Source organism: Geodermatophilus sp. CPCC 205506 (assembly GCF_051383635.1).
In the GTDB taxonomy this organism is placed as follows: Bacteria; Actinomycetota; Actinomycetes; order Mycobacteriales; family Geodermatophilaceae; genus Geodermatophilus.
In genome coordinates this window covers 15,927-31,159 of sequence record NZ_JALPKP010000030.1, presented here as the reverse complement: position 1 = coordinate 31,159, position 15,233 = coordinate 15,927, and the positions used below count along the sequence as shown (strand labels likewise).

Annotated in this window: 13 protein-coding genes; 10 read left to right on the top strand and 3 right to left on the bottom strand. The window is 73.7% G+C overall.

Annotation, left to right across the window (positions count from 1 at the left end; genetic code table 11):
- Positions 1 to 86 precede the first annotated feature (86 nt).
- The 3 genes from MY520_RS17275 to MY520_RS17265 all read left to right on the top strand — a co-directional run bounded on the left by MY520_RS17275 (position 87) and on the right by MY520_RS17265 (position 3,117).
- On the top strand, positions 87 to 416 hold the full coding sequence (locus MY520_RS17275; RefSeq protein ID WP_436693791.1) for a hypothetical protein: 330 nt from the start codon (positions 87 to 89) through the stop codon (positions 414 to 416).
- Positions 395 to 1,621, top strand: a complete 1,227-nt coding sequence (gene fdhA / locus MY520_RS17270; protein ID WP_436693790.1) for a formaldehyde dehydrogenase, glutathione-independent — start codon at positions 395 to 397, stop codon at positions 1,619 to 1,621. The genes MY520_RS17275 and fdhA overlap by 22 nt, the downstream gene beginning before the upstream one ends.
- Before the next feature lie 98 nt (positions 1,622 to 1,719).
- Positions 1,720 to 3,117 carry an MFS transporter gene (locus tag MY520_RS17265; RefSeq protein ID WP_436693789.1) on the top strand — a complete coding sequence of 466 codons (1,398 nt, stop codon included), beginning with the start codon at positions 1,720 to 1,722 and terminating at the stop codon, positions 3,115 to 3,117.
- Here MY520_RS17265 and MY520_RS17260 read toward each other — a convergent pair.
- The 3 genes from MY520_RS17260 to MY520_RS17250 are packed head-to-tail and all read right to left on the bottom strand — an operon-like array spanning position 3,066 to position 7,233.
- Entirely contained in the window at positions 3,066 to 4,736 is a 1,671-nt protein-coding gene (locus tag MY520_RS17260) for a dihydroxy-acid dehydratase (protein WP_436693788.1), read from the bottom strand. The genes MY520_RS17265 and MY520_RS17260 overlap by 52 nt on opposite strands.
- Positions 4,736 to 6,079: an FAD-dependent oxidoreductase gene (locus tag MY520_RS17255; RefSeq protein ID WP_436693787.1), complete on the bottom strand. Its 1,344-nt coding sequence runs from the start codon at positions 6,077 to 6,079 to the stop codon at positions 4,736 to 4,738. Before MY520_RS17255 ends, MY520_RS17260 begins: the two co-directional genes overlap by 1 nt.
- Positions 6,076 to 7,233: a hypothetical protein gene (locus MY520_RS17250; protein WP_436693786.1), complete on the bottom strand. Its 1,158-nt coding sequence runs from the start codon at positions 7,231 to 7,233 to the stop codon at positions 6,076 to 6,078. The genes MY520_RS17255 and MY520_RS17250 overlap by 4 nt, the downstream gene beginning before the upstream one ends.
- 358 nt (positions 7,234 to 7,591) lie before the next feature.
- Here MY520_RS17250 and MY520_RS17245 point away from each other — a divergent pair, with 358 nt between their 5' ends.
- The 7 genes from MY520_RS17245 to MY520_RS17215 are packed head-to-tail and all read left to right on the top strand — an operon-like array spanning position 7,592 to position 15,210.
- On the top strand, positions 7,592 to 8,686 hold the full coding sequence (locus MY520_RS17245; protein WP_436693785.1) for an ABC transporter substrate-binding protein: 1,095 nt from the start codon (positions 7,592 to 7,594) through the stop codon (positions 8,684 to 8,686).
- 32 nt (positions 8,687 to 8,718) lie between these two features.
- Positions 8,719 to 9,561: an ABC transporter ATP-binding protein gene (locus tag MY520_RS17240; RefSeq protein ID WP_436693784.1), complete on the top strand. Its 843-nt coding sequence runs from the start codon at positions 8,719 to 8,721 to the stop codon at positions 9,559 to 9,561.
- A gap of 46 nt (positions 9,562 to 9,607) precedes the next feature.
- Positions 9,608 to 10,471 carry an ABC transporter permease gene (locus MY520_RS17235; protein ID WP_436693783.1) on the top strand — a complete coding sequence of 288 codons (864 nt, stop codon included), beginning with the start codon at positions 9,608 to 9,610 and terminating at the stop codon, positions 10,469 to 10,471.
- Positions 10,468 to 12,171, top strand: coding sequence for a dihydroxy-acid dehydratase (locus MY520_RS17230; RefSeq protein ID WP_436693782.1), 1,704 nt, complete (start codon positions 10,468 to 10,470; stop codon positions 12,169 to 12,171). Before MY520_RS17235 ends, MY520_RS17230 begins: the two co-directional genes overlap by 4 nt.
- On the top strand, positions 12,168 to 13,514 hold the full coding sequence (locus tag MY520_RS17225) for an FAD-dependent oxidoreductase (RefSeq protein WP_436693781.1): 1,347 nt from the start codon (positions 12,168 to 12,170) through the stop codon (positions 13,512 to 13,514). The genes MY520_RS17230 and MY520_RS17225 overlap by 4 nt, the downstream gene beginning before the upstream one ends.
- Complete coding sequence (locus MY520_RS17220; RefSeq protein WP_436693780.1) at positions 13,511 to 14,791, top strand: aconitase X; 1,281 nt, start codon at positions 13,511 to 13,513, stop codon at positions 14,789 to 14,791. Before MY520_RS17225 ends, MY520_RS17220 begins: the two co-directional genes overlap by 4 nt.
- The gene (locus tag MY520_RS17215; protein WP_436693779.1) at positions 14,788 to 15,210 is read left to right on the top strand and encodes an aconitase X swivel domain-containing protein; all 423 of its coding nucleotides are present in this window, start codon (positions 14,788 to 14,790) and stop codon (positions 15,208 to 15,210) included. The genes MY520_RS17220 and MY520_RS17215 overlap by 4 nt, the downstream gene beginning before the upstream one ends.
- Positions 15,211 to 15,233 lie beyond the last annotated feature (23 nt).

The window sequence follows — 15,233 nt, the reverse complement described above, 5'->3', positions numbered from 1 at the left end:
GACCCGGTCCCCCGGCCCTACCGTGACCTCCAGCACCCGCGCGCGAGCACGCCGCAGGCCCCTGTACCGACGGGAGAGGAGGACGCATGGTGTCCCCCGACCAGCTGCCGGGGATCCGGACCGGGCTGTTCCGGACCGCCGACCCGCACCGTGCCGCCGCGGTCGCGGCGCGGCTGCGCACCGGGTACACCTTCGTCAACGGCCACGGCGCCGCCCACCTCGACGAGCGCGCGCCGTTCGGCGGGTTCGATGGGCTTCCCCGCGGAAGGACCGTCCAGGGGGTGGGCGGCGGGTTCCCCGCCGGCTCTCCCACCTCCTGGAAGCACCAGTTGACCGTCCGCGCCGGCAGCGGCCACCGTGCCGGCGTCCACTCGACGACGAGGAGAAGGACCCCATGGCGAACAACCGCGGCGTGACCTACCAGGGCCCGGGCAAGGTCGAGATCACCGACCTCGACTACCCGGAGCTCGTGCTCAAGGACGGCCCCGGGGTGCACCCGGACAACGTCGGCCGTCAGGTGCCGCACGGCGCCATCCTGAAGGTGCTGACCACCAACATCTGCGGCAGCGACCAGCACATGGTCCGCGGCCGCACCACCGCGCCGCACGGCCTGGTGCTCGGCCACGAGATCCTCGGCGAGGTCGTGGAGACCGGGCCGGGCGTGGAGTTCATCACGACCCGCGACGTCTGCTCGGTGCCGTTCAACATCTCCTGCGGCCGCTGCCGCAACTGCAAGGAGGGCAAGACCGGCATCTGCCTGAACGTCAACCCCGACCGCCCCGGCTCGGCCTACGGCTACGTCGACATGGGCGGCTGGCAGGGCGGCCAGGCGGAGTACGTGATGGTCCCCTACGCCGACTGGAACCTGCTGCGCTTCCCCGACCGGGACCAGGCGATCGAGAAGATCCTCGACCTGACCATGCTGTCGGACATCTTCCCGACCGGGTACCACGGCGCCTACACCGCCGGGGTCACCACCGGCTCGACGGTCTACGTCGCCGGGGCCGGCCCGGTCGGCCTGGCCGCGGCGGTCTCCGCGCAGCTGCTCGGCGCGGCGGTGGTCATCGTCGCCGACCTCAACGAGGACCGGCTGGCCGCGGCCCGCGCCTTCGGCTGCGAGACCGTCGACGTCTCCAAGGGCGACCCCAAGGACCAGATCGAGCAGATCCTCGGCGTCCCCGAGGTCGACGCCGGCGTCGACGCCGTCGGCTTCGAGGCCCGCGGGCACGGCGACGGCGCGCAGCAGGAGGCGCCGGCGACGGTGCTCAACTCGCTCATGGAGATCACCGCGGCCGGCGGCTCGCTCGGCATCCCCGGTCTCTACGTGACCGGCGACCCGGGCGGCATCGACGAGGCCGCCAAGGTCGGCGCGCTGTCGATCTCGCTGGGCACCGGCTGGGCCAAGTCGCTGTCGTTCACCACCGGCCAGTGCCCGGTGATGCGCTACAACCGGCAGCTGATGATGGCGATCCTGCACGACAAGGTGCAGATCGCGAAGGCGGTCAACGCCGCGGTGATCTCGCTCGACGACGCCCCGCGCGGCTACGCGGAGTTCGACTCCGGCGTCGCCAAGAAGTACGTCATCGACCCGCACAACGTCACCGGCAAGGCCGCCGCCTGAGTACGCAGGACGCGGCGACGGACGCCGGCGACCCGGGTCCCGGGTCGCCGGCGTCCGCGCGCCCGGGCGCCGGCGCGCCGGGCGCCTCCCGGGTGCTCGTGCCGGTGCTCGTCCTCGTCGCCACCGTCGTCGCGGTCACGAGCAGCGTCGGTGCCCCGCTCATCCCGGCCGTCGCCGAGCTGTACGACGTGCCGCTGCACGTGGCCCAGTGGTCGCTCACCATGCCGCTGCTGGTCGGCGCGGTCGCCACGCCGGTGCTCGGCCGGCTCGGCGACGGGTCGCACCGCCGGGCCATCGCCCTCACCGCCCTCGGACTGGTGGTGCTCGGCGGCGTGCTCACCGCGCTGCCGCTGTCCCTCGGCTGGTTCCTGGCCGGCCGCGGGCTGCAGGGCTTCGGGCTCGGGCTCATGCCCCTGCTCATCGCCACCGCGCGCGAGGCCCTGCCGCCGGCCCGGTCCCGCCGGACCATCGCCGCGCTGTCGATCACCGTCGTCTCGGGCGTGGGCCTCGGGTACCCGGTCGCCGGGGCGCTGGCCACCTACGGCGGCCCCGGCGCCGCCTTCTGGACGGCGACGGCCATCTGCGCCGGCGCGCTCGTCGCCGCCGCCCTCGTGCTGCCGCCGGCCGCGCCGGCCCCAGCGCGCCGGTTCGACCTGCCCGGCGCCCTCCTGCTCGGCGGTGGCCTCGCCGGCGCCCTCCTCACCCTCAGCGAGGGTGAGGGCTGGGGCTGGACCTCGCCCCCGGTGCTGCTGCTGAGCGCGGCGTCGGTCCTGCTGCTGGCCGCCTGGGTGGTGGTCGCGCTGCGGGTCCGCGCGCCGCTCATCGACCTCCGGCTGGCCCGCGGCCGGCTGCCGGCCGCCGGCCACGGCGCGGTGCTGCTGGTCAGCCTGGCCAACTACCTGATGCTCGGCTCGGTGCCGATCCTCGCCCAGACCCCCGAGGACAGCGGCTACGGCTTCGGGGCCTCCGGGCTGGTCGCCGGCCTGCTGCTGCTGCCGTTCTCGATGGCCGGCATGCTCGCCGGGCCCCTCTCCCGGCGGCTGGGCGAGCGCGTCCGGCCCCGGGTGGTGCTCTCGACCGGCGCGCTCCTGATGGCCGCGTCCCAGGCCATGTTCGCGCTGTACCGCGGCGAGCTCTGGGTGCTGTTCATCATCACCGCGGTCGCCGGGCTGGGGGTCAGCACGGTGTTCGCCGCGGCCGCGGGGCTGGTCGTCTCCGCCGTCCCGCCCTCGGAGACCGGCAGCGCCATGGCGCTGAACCAGGTGCTGCGCTACGCGGGCTTCTCGGTGGGCAGCGCGTCGACCGCGACGGTCCTCGCCGTGGCGACGCCGGCCGGGGGGGACCTGCCCGCCGGCGTCGCCTACACCGTCATCGGGCTCATCGGCACCTGCGCCGCGGTCCTCGCGGCGCTGGTCGCCTGGTTCCTCGCCGGCCGGACCGCGGCTCAGCCGCCGAGCGTCGCGCCCCGCCCCAGCGGCGACACCGTCCGGGCGTAGACGTCCAGCCACCCGCAGCCGCTCGGGGCGCGCAGCGGCGGCAGCTCGGCCCGGCGCCGGTCGAGCTCCTCGGCCGGCACGTCCAGGTCGAGGGTGCGCGCGTCGACGTCGACGGAGATGACGTCGCCGTCGCGGACCAGGCCCAGCGGCCCACCGACGGCGCCCTCGGGGCTCACCTCGGCGACGACGAGACCCTTGTTGACCAGCCCCGACATCTGCCCGTCGGTGACCACGGCGACCTGGTCGCCGAGCCCGGCCCCGTCGAGGGCGAAGATGAACGCCGAGGTCAGCGCCATGCCCGGCGAGCCGCGCAGGCCGAGCCCGCTGAGCACGACGACGTCGCCGGCCTGCACCTGGCCGCCGCGGATGCCGGCCAGCCCCGCGTCGCGGGAGGAGAAGACCTTCGCCGGGCCGGTGAAGCGGTGCAGCCCGTCGTCGGCGACGGTGCGCTTGACCACCGCCCCCTCCGGCGCCAGCGAGCCGCGGACGATCGTGATGCCGGGGTGGGTGGCCAGCGGGTCGTCGACCGGCCGGATGACGTCGGCGTCGCCGACGGTCACCCCGCCGAGCACCTCGCCCATCGTGCGGCCGTCGACGGTCGGCTGGTCGAGGTCCAGCAGCGGCCGCAGCTGGTAGAGCAGTGCCTGCGCGCCGCCGGCGGCCTCGAACTCGTCGATCCGGCGCTCGCCGTTGGGCTTGACCCCGGTCAGCAGCGGCACCCGCGGCGCGAGCTCCTCGAACAGCGCGAGGACGTCGACGTCGCAGCCGGCCTCGACGGCGATCGCCTGCAGGTGCTTGACGCAGTTGACCGACCCGCTGATCGCCAGCACCGCGGTCACCGCGTTGCGGAAGGCGCCCCGGGTGAGGATCTGGCGCGGCCGGAGGTCCTCGCGCACCAGGTCCACGATCCGCCGGCCGGCCCGCTCGGCGTCGGCGAACATCTTGTCGCTCAGCGCCAGCACCGGCGTGCTGCCGGGCATCGCCATGCCCAGGGCCTCCGTGGCGATGTGCATGGAGTTCGCCGTCCCCATGCCGGCGCAGACGCCGGGGCCGCTGACGGCCACCGAGGCCATCTCGGCGAGCTCCTCCACGGTCATCGCGCCGGTGGCGACGTGGCCGGCGTAGAGGAAGACGTCCTCGAAGTCGACGTGCTCGCCCCGGTAGACGCCGGAGGGCTGGTAGCCGCAGCCGACGACGATCGTCGGGAGGTCCAGGCGGCCGGCGGCCATGAGCTGGCCGGGCGTGGTCTTGTCGCAGGAGGCGAGGGTGACCATGCCGTCGAGCTGGGCGCCCTCGACGGCGACCTCGATGTCGCTGGCGATGAGGTCCCGGGTGGGCAGGATGTAGCGGCCCTGCGCCCCGGCGCTGGTGATGGCGTCGCTGGGCGCAGCGGTGCGCACCTCGAAGGGCACCCCGCCGGCCGCCCGGATCGCCGCCATCAGCGGCGGGACGACGTCGTCGAGGTGGCTGAAGCAGCTGGCCAGCTTCGACGAGCTGTTGACGATGGCGATCTTCGGCTTCTCCATGTCCTCGTCGGTGAGCCCGAGCGCGGTCCACTGCGCCCGGCGCATCGCCCACGGGGTGCCGCCGACCGGGAAGTTGCTGCGCAGCTGCGCCATCACTCCTCCCCGCGGCCCAGGAAGGCGCCGGCCCGCTCCAGCCGGCGCTGCAGCTCGGGCACCGGCACGTCGCGGACGGCCAGCCCGCCGGCGAGGGCCAGGTCGGCGGCGGTGCCGACGGCCTCCCCCATCGCGAAGCAGGGCCCGGTGACCCGCGCCGAGGACTGCCCGCCCTGCGTCATCGAGGCGCACCGCCCGGCGACGAAGAGGTTGTCGACCCCCTGCGGCACGACCATCCGGTAGGGCAGCTGGTTGTAGCCGCGCGAGTCCTCGCCCCGCTGCCAGCGGAACTCGACGGTGCCGGCCACGTGCGCCTCCACCGGCCAGCCGTTGACGCCGATCGTGTCGGGGAAGTCCGCGCAGTCCAGCACGTCGTCCTCGGTGAGCCGGTACTCGCCGAACACCCGCCGGGTCTCGCGGATCCCGACCTGGGGGGCGAGGTCGACGATGTAGGAGTTCTCGAAGCCCGGCGTCCGGTGCTTGATGAAGTCGAAGGCGTCGAAGGCCTGCCGGCGGCCCTGCAGCTCCCCGTGGGTCAGCTGGTCGACGTCGGTGCCGTCGACGGCGCTGCCGTCGGGGTTGGACAGCTGGGTGAGGTTGGCCCGCCACTCCAGCGGGTTGCGCTGCGGCCGGACGATCGGCTTCTTGCGCGGGAAGGTGTGCGTGCCGGCCGCCTCCGCCTCGTTCATCAGCCGCTCGACGGTGCGCCACGGCGCGTCCCCGGCCGCGGCGACGTCGACGCCGTTGATCCGGAACATCAGCGACGGGTACAGCAGGTGCGGCGCCTTCTCGAACGGCACGCCGGCCCAGGCGGCGACGTCGGCGTCCCCCGAGGCGTCGACGATGACCCGCCCGCGGACGGCGGCCCGCCCGGACTTGGACTCGATGAGGACGGCGTCGATCGTCGCGTCGTCGGCCATGACCACGCCCACGGCGACGGCGTGGAAGAGCAGCCGGGCGCCGGAGCCGGTGACCAGCTCGTCGGCGGCCAGCTTGTAGCTGGAGATGTCGAAGGCCTGGGCGAGGATGCCGTCGTTGATGGTGAGGTGCGGCTCGTTGAGCCCGTCGAGCTTGACCAGCCGCTCGAGCAGCTCGTCGGCCAGGCCGTGGATGACCTGCCGGTGCTCGCCGCGCACCTTGGCGTGCAGCCCGCAGAACGTGGACAGCCCGCCCATCGTGCCGGCGCCGCCGAGGAAGCCGTAGCGCTCGAGCAGGATCGTGGAGCGCCCCGTCCGGGCGGCGGCGGTGGCGGCCATGATCCCGGCCGGTCCCCCGCCGACGACCACGACGTCGAACTCCCCGTAGACGGGGGTGTCGCGGGCCGGCTCGTGCACGGTGGTCATCGGCTGTCCTCCTGGGTGGGTGCGTCCTGGACGCGGGCGATCGCCGGCTGCCCGCCGCGCGGGCCGAAGGTCTCGGCCACGGCGGAGACGCCGGCGTTGTGCGCGCCGGCGACGGTCACCAGCAGCGCCTCGGGCGAGTTGAGCACCGGGACGAGGTCCTGCCCGGTCGAGGACGCGGTGTCCGGCACGGCGTCGGGGTGGGCGGCCGGCAGCCGCCAGCGCGTCTCCCGCGAGACGGCGTCCTTGCCGACCTCGGCCAGCCGCTCGCGGGTGTTCACCGCGTGCTCGAACACGAACTGGCGGACGTCGGCCTTCGACCAGCCGGCCGCCGCGAACAGGTGCGCGTGCTCGGGACCGAGCACCAGGCAGCCGCTGATCGTCTCGTGCACCAGGGCGCCGGTGCGGGCCAGCGTGCCGGCGAGATCGCGGCCGAGCTGCTCGGGGTCGGTGGTGTGCCGGGCCTCGAGGTGGACCACCGAGCGGACCAGCATCGAGGTCACCGTGCTGTCGCCCGCGGCGAACCCGTGGTCGGCCGGGAACGGCGCCCAGGGGCTGTCCTCCTCGTTCTCCGCGATGCAGCAGGTGTACTTGGCCGGCGTGCCCTGGGTGGCCTGGTCGAGCTGGTGCGGGTGCAGGCCGAAGACGTTGATCGCGGTCAGCCGGACGGCCCGGCCGATCGTGGCGTTGGCCCGGAACCCGGAGCCGAAGACGTTGCCGCGGCTGTTGAGCCCGATCCGCTCCCGGACCGGCCCGTTGACCAGCAGCAGCGGCGCGGTGCCGGTGGTGCTCTGCCAGATCCCCTTGCCGGCGTAGCCCTCGGCGGTCAGGGCGTCCCAGGCGGCGAGGACCACCGGGAAGTACTCGGGCAGGCAGCCGGCCATGGCCGCGTTGACGGCGGCCGAGCGGACCGTGCAGACCCGGTCGAGGTGCGGCATCCGGAACACGACGTCGCCCGGCGCGCGGGAGGTCCGGGCCAGGAACTCCGCCAGGTAGGAGTCGGTCACCGGCATCACCGGCAGCCCGTCGGTCCACCCCTGGCGGGCGTAGTACTCCATGACGCGGCGCAGCGTCTCCATGTCCACCCGGGGACGGCCGTCGGCGTCGGTGTCCCCCGCCGGGACGCCGGCGTCCCTCGTCTCCAGCTGACTGCTCACGGGCTCCTCCTGGGGGCCGGGCCTTGCGTGCGGCATGCGAACGACTGCGCACTTGCCGCACAGACCGTACCCGGGCCGCCCGGCCGGGTCGAGGCCGGTGTGGCGTGGGTCACGGTCGGGTCACGCTCCCGGCCGATCGGGGCGGCGGCGTTGACACCGCCGTGACGCGGGTCATATGTTCGGGAAGAGCACGAGTGATCGCATGCCGCACACTTCCTCCGCTCCCGGTCGAACCAGCGACCCGCCCCCTCCACTCCGCCCGGCTCGTGCTGCCCCGCAGGGAGGTCACCGTGATCCCCACACCCCCGCGGCCGTTCCGCGCGACCCCATCGTCCCGTCCGCTCGAGGGAGAGCCCAGATGACCCGCACCGACGCACACCCCTCCGGCTCCCGCCCCCGCTCCCGCCGGTGGCGGTCCGCGGTCGCCGCGGCCAGCGCCGCGACGCTGCTCGCCGCCTGCGGCGGCGGGGACGACGAGGCGGCGTCCGGGAGCGGCGGCGACGGCGGGGGCGGCGGCGAGCTGCAGGACGTCACCTTCCTCAACATCCTCCCGCTGGAGAGCCTGACCTTCACCCCGGAGCTGGTCGCGGCGTCCTGCGGCCAGTTCGAGGAACAGGGCCTGAACGTCAGCTTCGAGACGACGCAGGGTTCGGCCCAGGCGATCCAGACGGTGATCGCCGGGGGCGCGCTGATCACGCGGGTCGGCGACATGGAGACGATGCTCGCGATCGGCGAGCGGGACGCGCCGCTGGTCAACGTCGGCCAGATCTTCAAGACCGGCACCATCCGCTTCGTCTCCGCCGAATCCGACCCCCTGGAGTCGGCGGCCGACATCGAGGGCCGGCTGATGGGCACGCCGTCGGAGGGCGGCACCAGCGAGATCATCCTCAAGCTCACCGCCGCCTCGGCCGGCATCGACCCCGACGACGTGCAGACGCAGGTGGTCGGCCTCGCGCCGGGCGTCTTCGACCTCGTCACCTCCGGCCGGATCGGCGGGTACGTCGTCTCGCTGGACACCGCGGTGGCGCTCGACGCCCAGCAGCCGGAGGCGGTCATCTACTCGCCGTCCGACGACGTGCAGAGCGGCGGCCAGGTCTACATCACCTCGCAGGAGCAGGCCGACGACCCCGAGGCGCAGGAGCAGCTGCGCGCCTACCTCGCCGCGATCCGCGAGGCGGTGCTGTTCGTCGCCGAGGACGAGGCCAACGACTTCGCCGAGACCATCGAGTGCCTCTCCGAGTACGCGATCCCGACCCTCGAGGACCCGGAGGTCGCCCGCGGCGCCCTCAGCCAGTACGTGGAGTCGTGGACCGCGGCCGGCGAGGAGGAGATCGCCCGGACCCTGCCCGACCAGTGGCAGACGGTCTACGAGGAGATGTCCGGGTCGGGCTTCGTGCCCGAGGGGCTGAACCCGGAGGAGTGGTACACCAACGACTTCGCCCCGGCCCCGTGATGACCACCCCAACCGGTTCCAGGGAGGACGGCATGACCGTGTCCGCACCCGCGCCCCACGTGCCCGCCGCACCGGCGGCGGCGAGCGCACCACTCCGGGAGGCCCAGCTCGAGGTCACCGGGGTCGACAAGATCTACCAGGCGCGGCGCGGCGAGGTGCACGCGCTCAGCAACGTCAACCTCTCCATCGGCCGCGGCGAGTTCATCTCGCTGGTCGGCCGCTCGGGCTGCGGGAAGACGACGCTGCTGCGCATCCTCGCCGGGCTGCTCCCGCCGAGCTCGGGGACCGTGACCGCCGACGGGCAGAGCATCTGGCGCGGCGGCAAGCGCAACGACGAGGCCTTCGAACACTTCGGCCTGGTCTTCCAGGACGCCAACCTGTTCCCCTGGTACACCGTCGCCGACAACATCGCGCTGCCGCTCAAGCTGCGCGGCGTCGGCAAGAAGGCGCGCCGGGCGCGGGCGGCGGAGCTCTGCGAGCTGGTCGGCCTGCCCGGGTTCGAGAACGCCTACCCGCGGGAGCTCTCCGGGGGCATGCGGCAGCGCGCCGCGATCGCCCGGGCGCTGAGCTACGACCCGACCATCCTGCTGATGGACGAGCCGTTCGGGGCGCTCGACGCCCTCACCCGCGACAAGATGAACCTGGAGCTGCAGTCCATCCACGCGCAGGCCGGCGCGACCGTCGTCTTCGTGACGCACTCCATCAACGAGGCGGTCTTCCTGGCCGACCGGGTCGTCCTGCTCACCCCGCGGCCCGGCCGGATCCGCTCCGTGACGCCCGTCCCGCTGGCGCGGCCGCGCTCGCTGGAGACCGAGACCAGTGGCGAGTTCCAGGAGATCGTCCGGGTGCTCCGCCAGGAACTGGACGAGGAGTGACCGGCATGCGCAGTCGCTCGAACACCAGCGCCGTCGAGGAGGACGCATGACCACGCTCGACCGCCCCGCACCGGAGACCTCCACCGGTCCCGGCAGCACCGAGGCCAAGCAGCGCTACGCCGGTGACCGCGACGGGCTGATGAAGGCGCTGCCCTTCATCTCCACGCCGATCCTGCTGCTCCTGCTGATCGGCGGCTGGCAGTTCGCCGTCTCGGTCATCGGCGTCTCGGAGTTCATCCTCCCCGCACCCCTGGACGTCTGGGACTCCCTGGTCACGATGCTGGGCACCGCCGCGGTCTGGACCGACATCTGGATCACCCTCTACGAGGTGCTCGTCGGGTTCTTCTTCGCGCTGGTCTTCGGCATGGCCGTCGGCGCGATCCTCGGCCGGGTGGTCTGGCTCGAGCGCGCCGTGCAGCCGGCGCTGGTCGCCCTCCAGGTGATCCCGAAGGTCGCGTTCATCCCGATCTTCGTCATCTGGTTCGGCTTCGGGACGACGTCGAAGATCATCATGGCCGCGATCCTGGCGTTCTTCCCGATCATGCTGAACGTGATGCTCGGCGTCCGGTCGGTGGACCGCGGGCACCGCGACGTCATGCGCGGCCTGGGCGCCAGCCGCTGGGCGACGTTCCGGAACCTGGAGCTGCCCAGCACGCTGCCCTACATCTTCGCCGGGGCCGAGGTGGGCATCGTCTTCGCGGTGATCGGCGCGATCGTCGGCGAGTACCTCGGCGGCAGCGAGGGCCTGGGCCACCTGGTGGTGCGCAGCCTCAACGCGCTGGACGCGCCGCAGCTGTTCGCCGTGATCGTGCTGCTGGCGCTCATGGGCTCGCTGCTCTACGCCGCGGTCACGCTCACCAAGCGGCTGATGATCCCGTGGCACGACTCGGTGGCGGGCGTCTCCCCGTGAGCGAGCTGCGGAGCAACCTGCAGGAGGGCAGCTCCCGCTGGGCGGTGCGCCGGGCACAGTGGCGGGCGCTGGGCATCTCCGACGAGGACATGCGCAAGCCCAAGATCGCCATCGTCAACAGCTCGTCGAAGCTGGCGATCTGCTTCAGCCACCTCGACGGCATCGTGCCGGTGCTGGAGGAGGCGATCCGCGCCGCCGGTGGGCTGCCCTTCGAGGTGCGCACGGCAGCGCCGAGCGACTTCATCACCTCGGCCGGCCGCGACGGGCGCTACATCCTGCCCAGCCGCGACCTGATCGTGAACGACGTCGAGGTCGCGGTCGAGGGCGCCCAGCTCGACGGCATGGTCACCCTCGCCTCGTGCGACAAGACCGCCCCGGCGCACCTCATGGCCGGCGCGCGGCTGGACATCCCGACGGTCGTCGTCGGCTGCGGCTACCAGCCCAGCGGCAACTACCGGGGCGAGCACGTCGACATCGAGGAGGTCTTCCTCGCCGCCGGGTCGGTGGCGGCCGGCCGGATGACCTTCGAGCACCTGTGCGGGATGGCCGACAACGCCATCCGCGGCCCGGGTGTCTGCGCCGGCCTGGGCACGGCGAACACCATGCACATGGCCTGCGAGGCGCTCGGCATGTCGCTGACGGGCACCACGCCGGTGCTGGCCAACAGCCCGGCGATGTGGGACGGCGTCCGCCGGGCCGGCGCACGCATCGTCGGCCTGGTCACCGAGGGCCTGCGCCCGCGCCAGGTGATGACGCCGGCGGCCTTCCGCAACGCCGTGACCGTCATGCTCGCCACCAGTGCCTCGGTGAACTCGATCAAGCACCTGCAGGCGGTGGCGCACGAGGCGGCGGTGGACGTCGACGTGCCCGGGCTGTTCGCCGAGCTCGCCGACCGGGTGCCGCTGCTGTGCGCCGTCCGCCCCAACGGGCCGCACTTCATCGAGGACCTGGAGCGGGCCGGCGGCACGCGGGCGGTGCTGGCCCAGCTGCGCGACCTGCTCGACCTCGACGTCCCCACGGTGGACGGCGGCACGCTCGGCGAGGTGCTGGCCGACGCGGAGGCGGCCGACGAGGAGGTGGTCCGCCCCGCGGACCGGCCGTTCGGCACCCGGCCCACCATCGTCGTGGTCCGCGGCTCGCTGGCCCCCGGCGGCGCGGTGGTCAAGCGGCCGGTGGACGACCGCGGCAACCGCCGGTTCGAGGGCACCGCGCTGTGCTACCCCTCCCGCGACGCGGCGCTGGAGGGGCTGGCCCGCGGCGAGGTGCACCCGGGCACGGTGCTCGTCGTCCGCGGCCTCGGCGTCGTCGGCGGCCCCGGCATGGCGCTGGGCTCGGCGGTCGTCTTCGCCCTGGAGGGCGCGGGCCTCGGCGACAGCGTCGCGCTGGTCACCGACGGACAGATGTCCGGCCTGGTCAACGTCGGCACCGTCGTCGGCGAGGTCACCCCGGAGGCGGCGCTCGGCGGCCCGCTGGGCCTGGTGGAGGACGGCGACCGCATCGTCATCGACGTGGACCGGCGCACCGTCGACCTCGAGGTCCCCGACGACGTCCTGGCCGCCCGCCGCGAGCGCCTGGGCACCGCCGAACCGGGCCCGGACCACGGCTGGCTGTCGGCGTACCGCAGGCTGGTCTCCCCCGTCCCGGAGGGCGCGGTGCTCACCGCACCGGCCCCGGGCCGCGGCCCCGAGGAGGACCGGTGACCTGGATCGAGGAACCCGGACGGCGCACCGCCGTCATCGGCGAGTACGAGGTCGTCGTCGTCGGCGGCGGCCCGGCCGGGGTGATGGCCGCCGCGGCCGCCGCCCGCGCCGGCCGCTCGACCATCCTGGTCGAGCGCAACGGCTACACCGGCGGGGCGGGCAGCGCCGGCGGGCTGTCCACCTTCTGCGGGCTGCACGCGCGCGTGCACGGCGAGGACCGGCAGGTCGTCCACGGCCTGACCGACGAGCTGCTGGAGCGGATGGCGGCCCTCGACGGGCTCAACGCGCCGCACCTGAGCTTCGCCAACCGGATCCTCGCCCAGGCCTACGACATCTCCGCCTACAAGATCGCCCTCGACGACCTGCTGGTCGAGGCCGGCGTGACGCTGCTCTTCCACGCCCTCGCCGTCGGCGTCGTCATGGCCGACGAGCAGCGGGTGGACGCGCTGCTGGTGGAGTCGAAGTCCGGCCGCGGCGCGATCCGCGGCCAGGTGTTCGTCGACGGCTCCGGGGACGGCGACCTCGCCGCCTGGGCCGGGGCGCCGTACGAGAAGACCGACCCGGCGCACGGGATGCTCTACCCGTCGCTGATGTTCCGCATCAACGGCGTGGACGCCGACGCCGCCCACGCCACCTACGACAAGCTGCCCGACCTCATGGACGAGGCCGAGCTCGGTGGCCGGTACCTCTTCCCGCGCAAGCGGCCGATCGTGCGCCCGCAGCGCAACCCGCTGGAGTGGCGGGCCAACATCACCCAGCTGCGCAACCCCGACGGCAGCGCGATCGACGGCACCGACGTCTGGCAGCTGACCCGCGGCGAGCTCCAGGGCCGCCGCCAGGTGCGCGACGTCTTCCCGTTCTACCAGCAGGAGGTGCCCGGCTTCGAGGCCGCCTACGTCGTCGACATCGCCCCGGACATCGGCATCCGCGAGACCCGCCGGATCGTCGGGGCCTACCAGCTCAGCGAGGACGACATCCTCGACTGCGCGGACTTCCCCGACGCCATCGGCGTCAACGGGTGGCCGGTGGAGGCGCACGTGGCCGGCGACGTCGAGATCCGCTGGCAGCGGGAGCCACGCGGCTACAACCAGCTGCCGTTCCGCATGATCGTCCCCCAGGTGCTCACCAACACCTACGTCGTCGGCCGGTGCGCGTCGATGACCCACGAGGGCCAGTCCAGCGCCCGGGTCTCGGGGCCGTGCTTCGCGATGGGCCAGGCCGCCGGCACCGCCGCCGACCTGGCGCTCTCCGCCGGGGTCGCCGTGGGTGACGTCGACGTCGCCAAGCTGCAGGCCCGGCTGGTGGAGGACGGCGTCCGGTTCGACGGAGGCGAGGCGTCGTGAGGCTGGCCGACGACGAGAAGGCGATGCTCGACGGTGCGCAGGGCGAGGCGGTCGCCGCGGCGATGGACCTGCTGGTCCGCTACGGCGAGGTGCTGGGCGCCGAGCGGCTGGTCGACACCGACAACGTGTGCGGAGCCAACCTCTTCGGCTCCCGGCACAGCCTGGTGTGCGGCTCCCCCACCCCCGACGCCGCGTTCTCCGAGCACAGCCTGGACGCGCCGACGGTGCTGACCATCCCGCCGGTGAAGGCGCAGAGCTACCAGCTCATCGGGCCGATGGACACCAAGCACTGGCAGGTGCAGGGGCTGCCGCAGGCCGAGCACGACGAGATCGTGGCCAGCGAGCGGTACAACGCCGAGCACGGCATCCACCTGCTCAACACCTGCACGCCGTACCAGGTGGGCAACGTGCCGCTGAAGGGCGAGCACTGCGCCTGGATGGAGAGCTCGGCGGTCGTCTACGTCAACTCAGTGCTCGGCGCGCGGACCAACGTCGAGGGCCGGGAGAGCACCGGCGCGGCCATGCTCACCGGCAAGATCCCCTACTGGGGGCTGCACCTCGAGGAGAACCGGCGCGGCACGCACCTGGTCGAGGTGACGACGCCGGTGGAGGCCAACCTCGACTGGGGCCTGCTGGGCTACTGGATCGGCGAGCAGGTGCCGGAGGAGGCCATCCCCGTCGTCGACGGGATCGCCGCGACGCCGGACCTCGTCCGCCTGAAGCACTTCGGGGCCGCGGCCGCGTCGTCGGGCGGGGTGGAGATGTACCACGTCCCCGGGATCACGGCCGAGGCGCGCACCGTCGAGGAGGCCCTCGCCGGGCGGGCGCCGGTGCAGCGGCTGCGCTACGGCCCGGCCGAGCGCCGGGAGGCCCACGCCCACCTCAACGCCACCGCGCGCGACGACGCGGTGGACCTGGTGATGATCGGGTGCCCGCACGCGACGCTGGGCCAGATCCGCGACGTCGTCCGGCTGCTCGAGGGGCGCCGGGTGCACGCCGACACCGAGCTGTGGGTCTTCACGCCCCGGGCGCTGCGCCACGTCGCCGAGCAGAACGGCTACGCGCGGGCGCTCGAGGAGGCCGGTGCGCTGCTGATGAGCGACACCTGCCCGGCGATCGGGCAGTTCCTCCCGAAGGGCACCCGGGTGATCGCCACCGACTCGGCCAAGCAGGTGCACTACCTGCCCGCGATCATGAACGTGCAGGGCTGGTTCGGGACGCTGACCGAGTGCGTGGACGCCGCGGTGACCGGCACCTGGCGGGGGGAACGGCCGTGAGCACCCCCGTCGTCCTGACCGGCCGCGGCCTCGTCGGCGGCGTCGCCGAGGGCGAGGCGCTGGTGACCCGCGAGGCGATCTCCGGCTGGGGCGGGGTCGAGCCGCGCAAGGGGCGGGTCATCGAGTCCCGGCACGAGCTGGTCGGGCAGTCCTTCGCCGGCAAGGTGCTGGTGTTCCGCGGCGCGAAGGGCTCCTCGGGCTGGTCGGGCATGTTCCACATGTCCCGGCTGATGGGCTCTGCCCCGGCCGCGATGGTCTTCACCACGATGAACACCAAGATCGCCCTGGGGGTGGTGGTGACCCACGTGCCCGCGGTCACCGACCTCGACGGCGACCCGTTCGAGCTGATCCGCACCGGCGACTGGGTGCGGGTCGACGCCGACCGCGGGCAGGTCATCGTCACCCCGTCGGGCGGGTAGCGTCCCCGGTGCCTGTCCCGGCG

Bases quoted from the DNA above. Each gene is read 5' to 3' on its own strand.
- MY520_RS17260 (WP_436693788.1), bottom strand. From the start codon at position 4,736: ATGGCGCAGCTGCGCAGCAACTTCCCGGTCGGCGGCACCCCGTGGGCG.
- fdhA (WP_436693790.1), top strand. From the start codon at position 395: ATGGCGAACAACCGCGGCGTGACCTACCAGGGCCCGGGCAAGGTCGAG.
- MY520_RS17245 (WP_436693785.1), top strand. From the start codon at position 7,592: ATGACCCGCACCGACGCACACCCCTCCGGCTCCCGCCCCCGCTCCCGC.
- MY520_RS17275 (WP_436693791.1), top strand. From the start codon at position 87: ATGGTGTCCCCCGACCAGCTGCCGGGGATCCGGACCGGGCTGTTCCGG.
- MY520_RS17240 (WP_436693784.1), top strand. From the start codon at position 8,719: ATGACCGTGTCCGCACCCGCGCCCCACGTGCCCGCCGCACCGGCGGCG.
- MY520_RS17255 (WP_436693787.1), bottom strand. From the start codon at position 6,079: ATGACCACCGTGCACGAGCCGGCCCGCGACACCCCCGTCTACGGGGAG.
- MY520_RS17235 (WP_436693783.1), top strand. From the start codon at position 9,608: ATGACCACGCTCGACCGCCCCGCACCGGAGACCTCCACCGGTCCCGGC.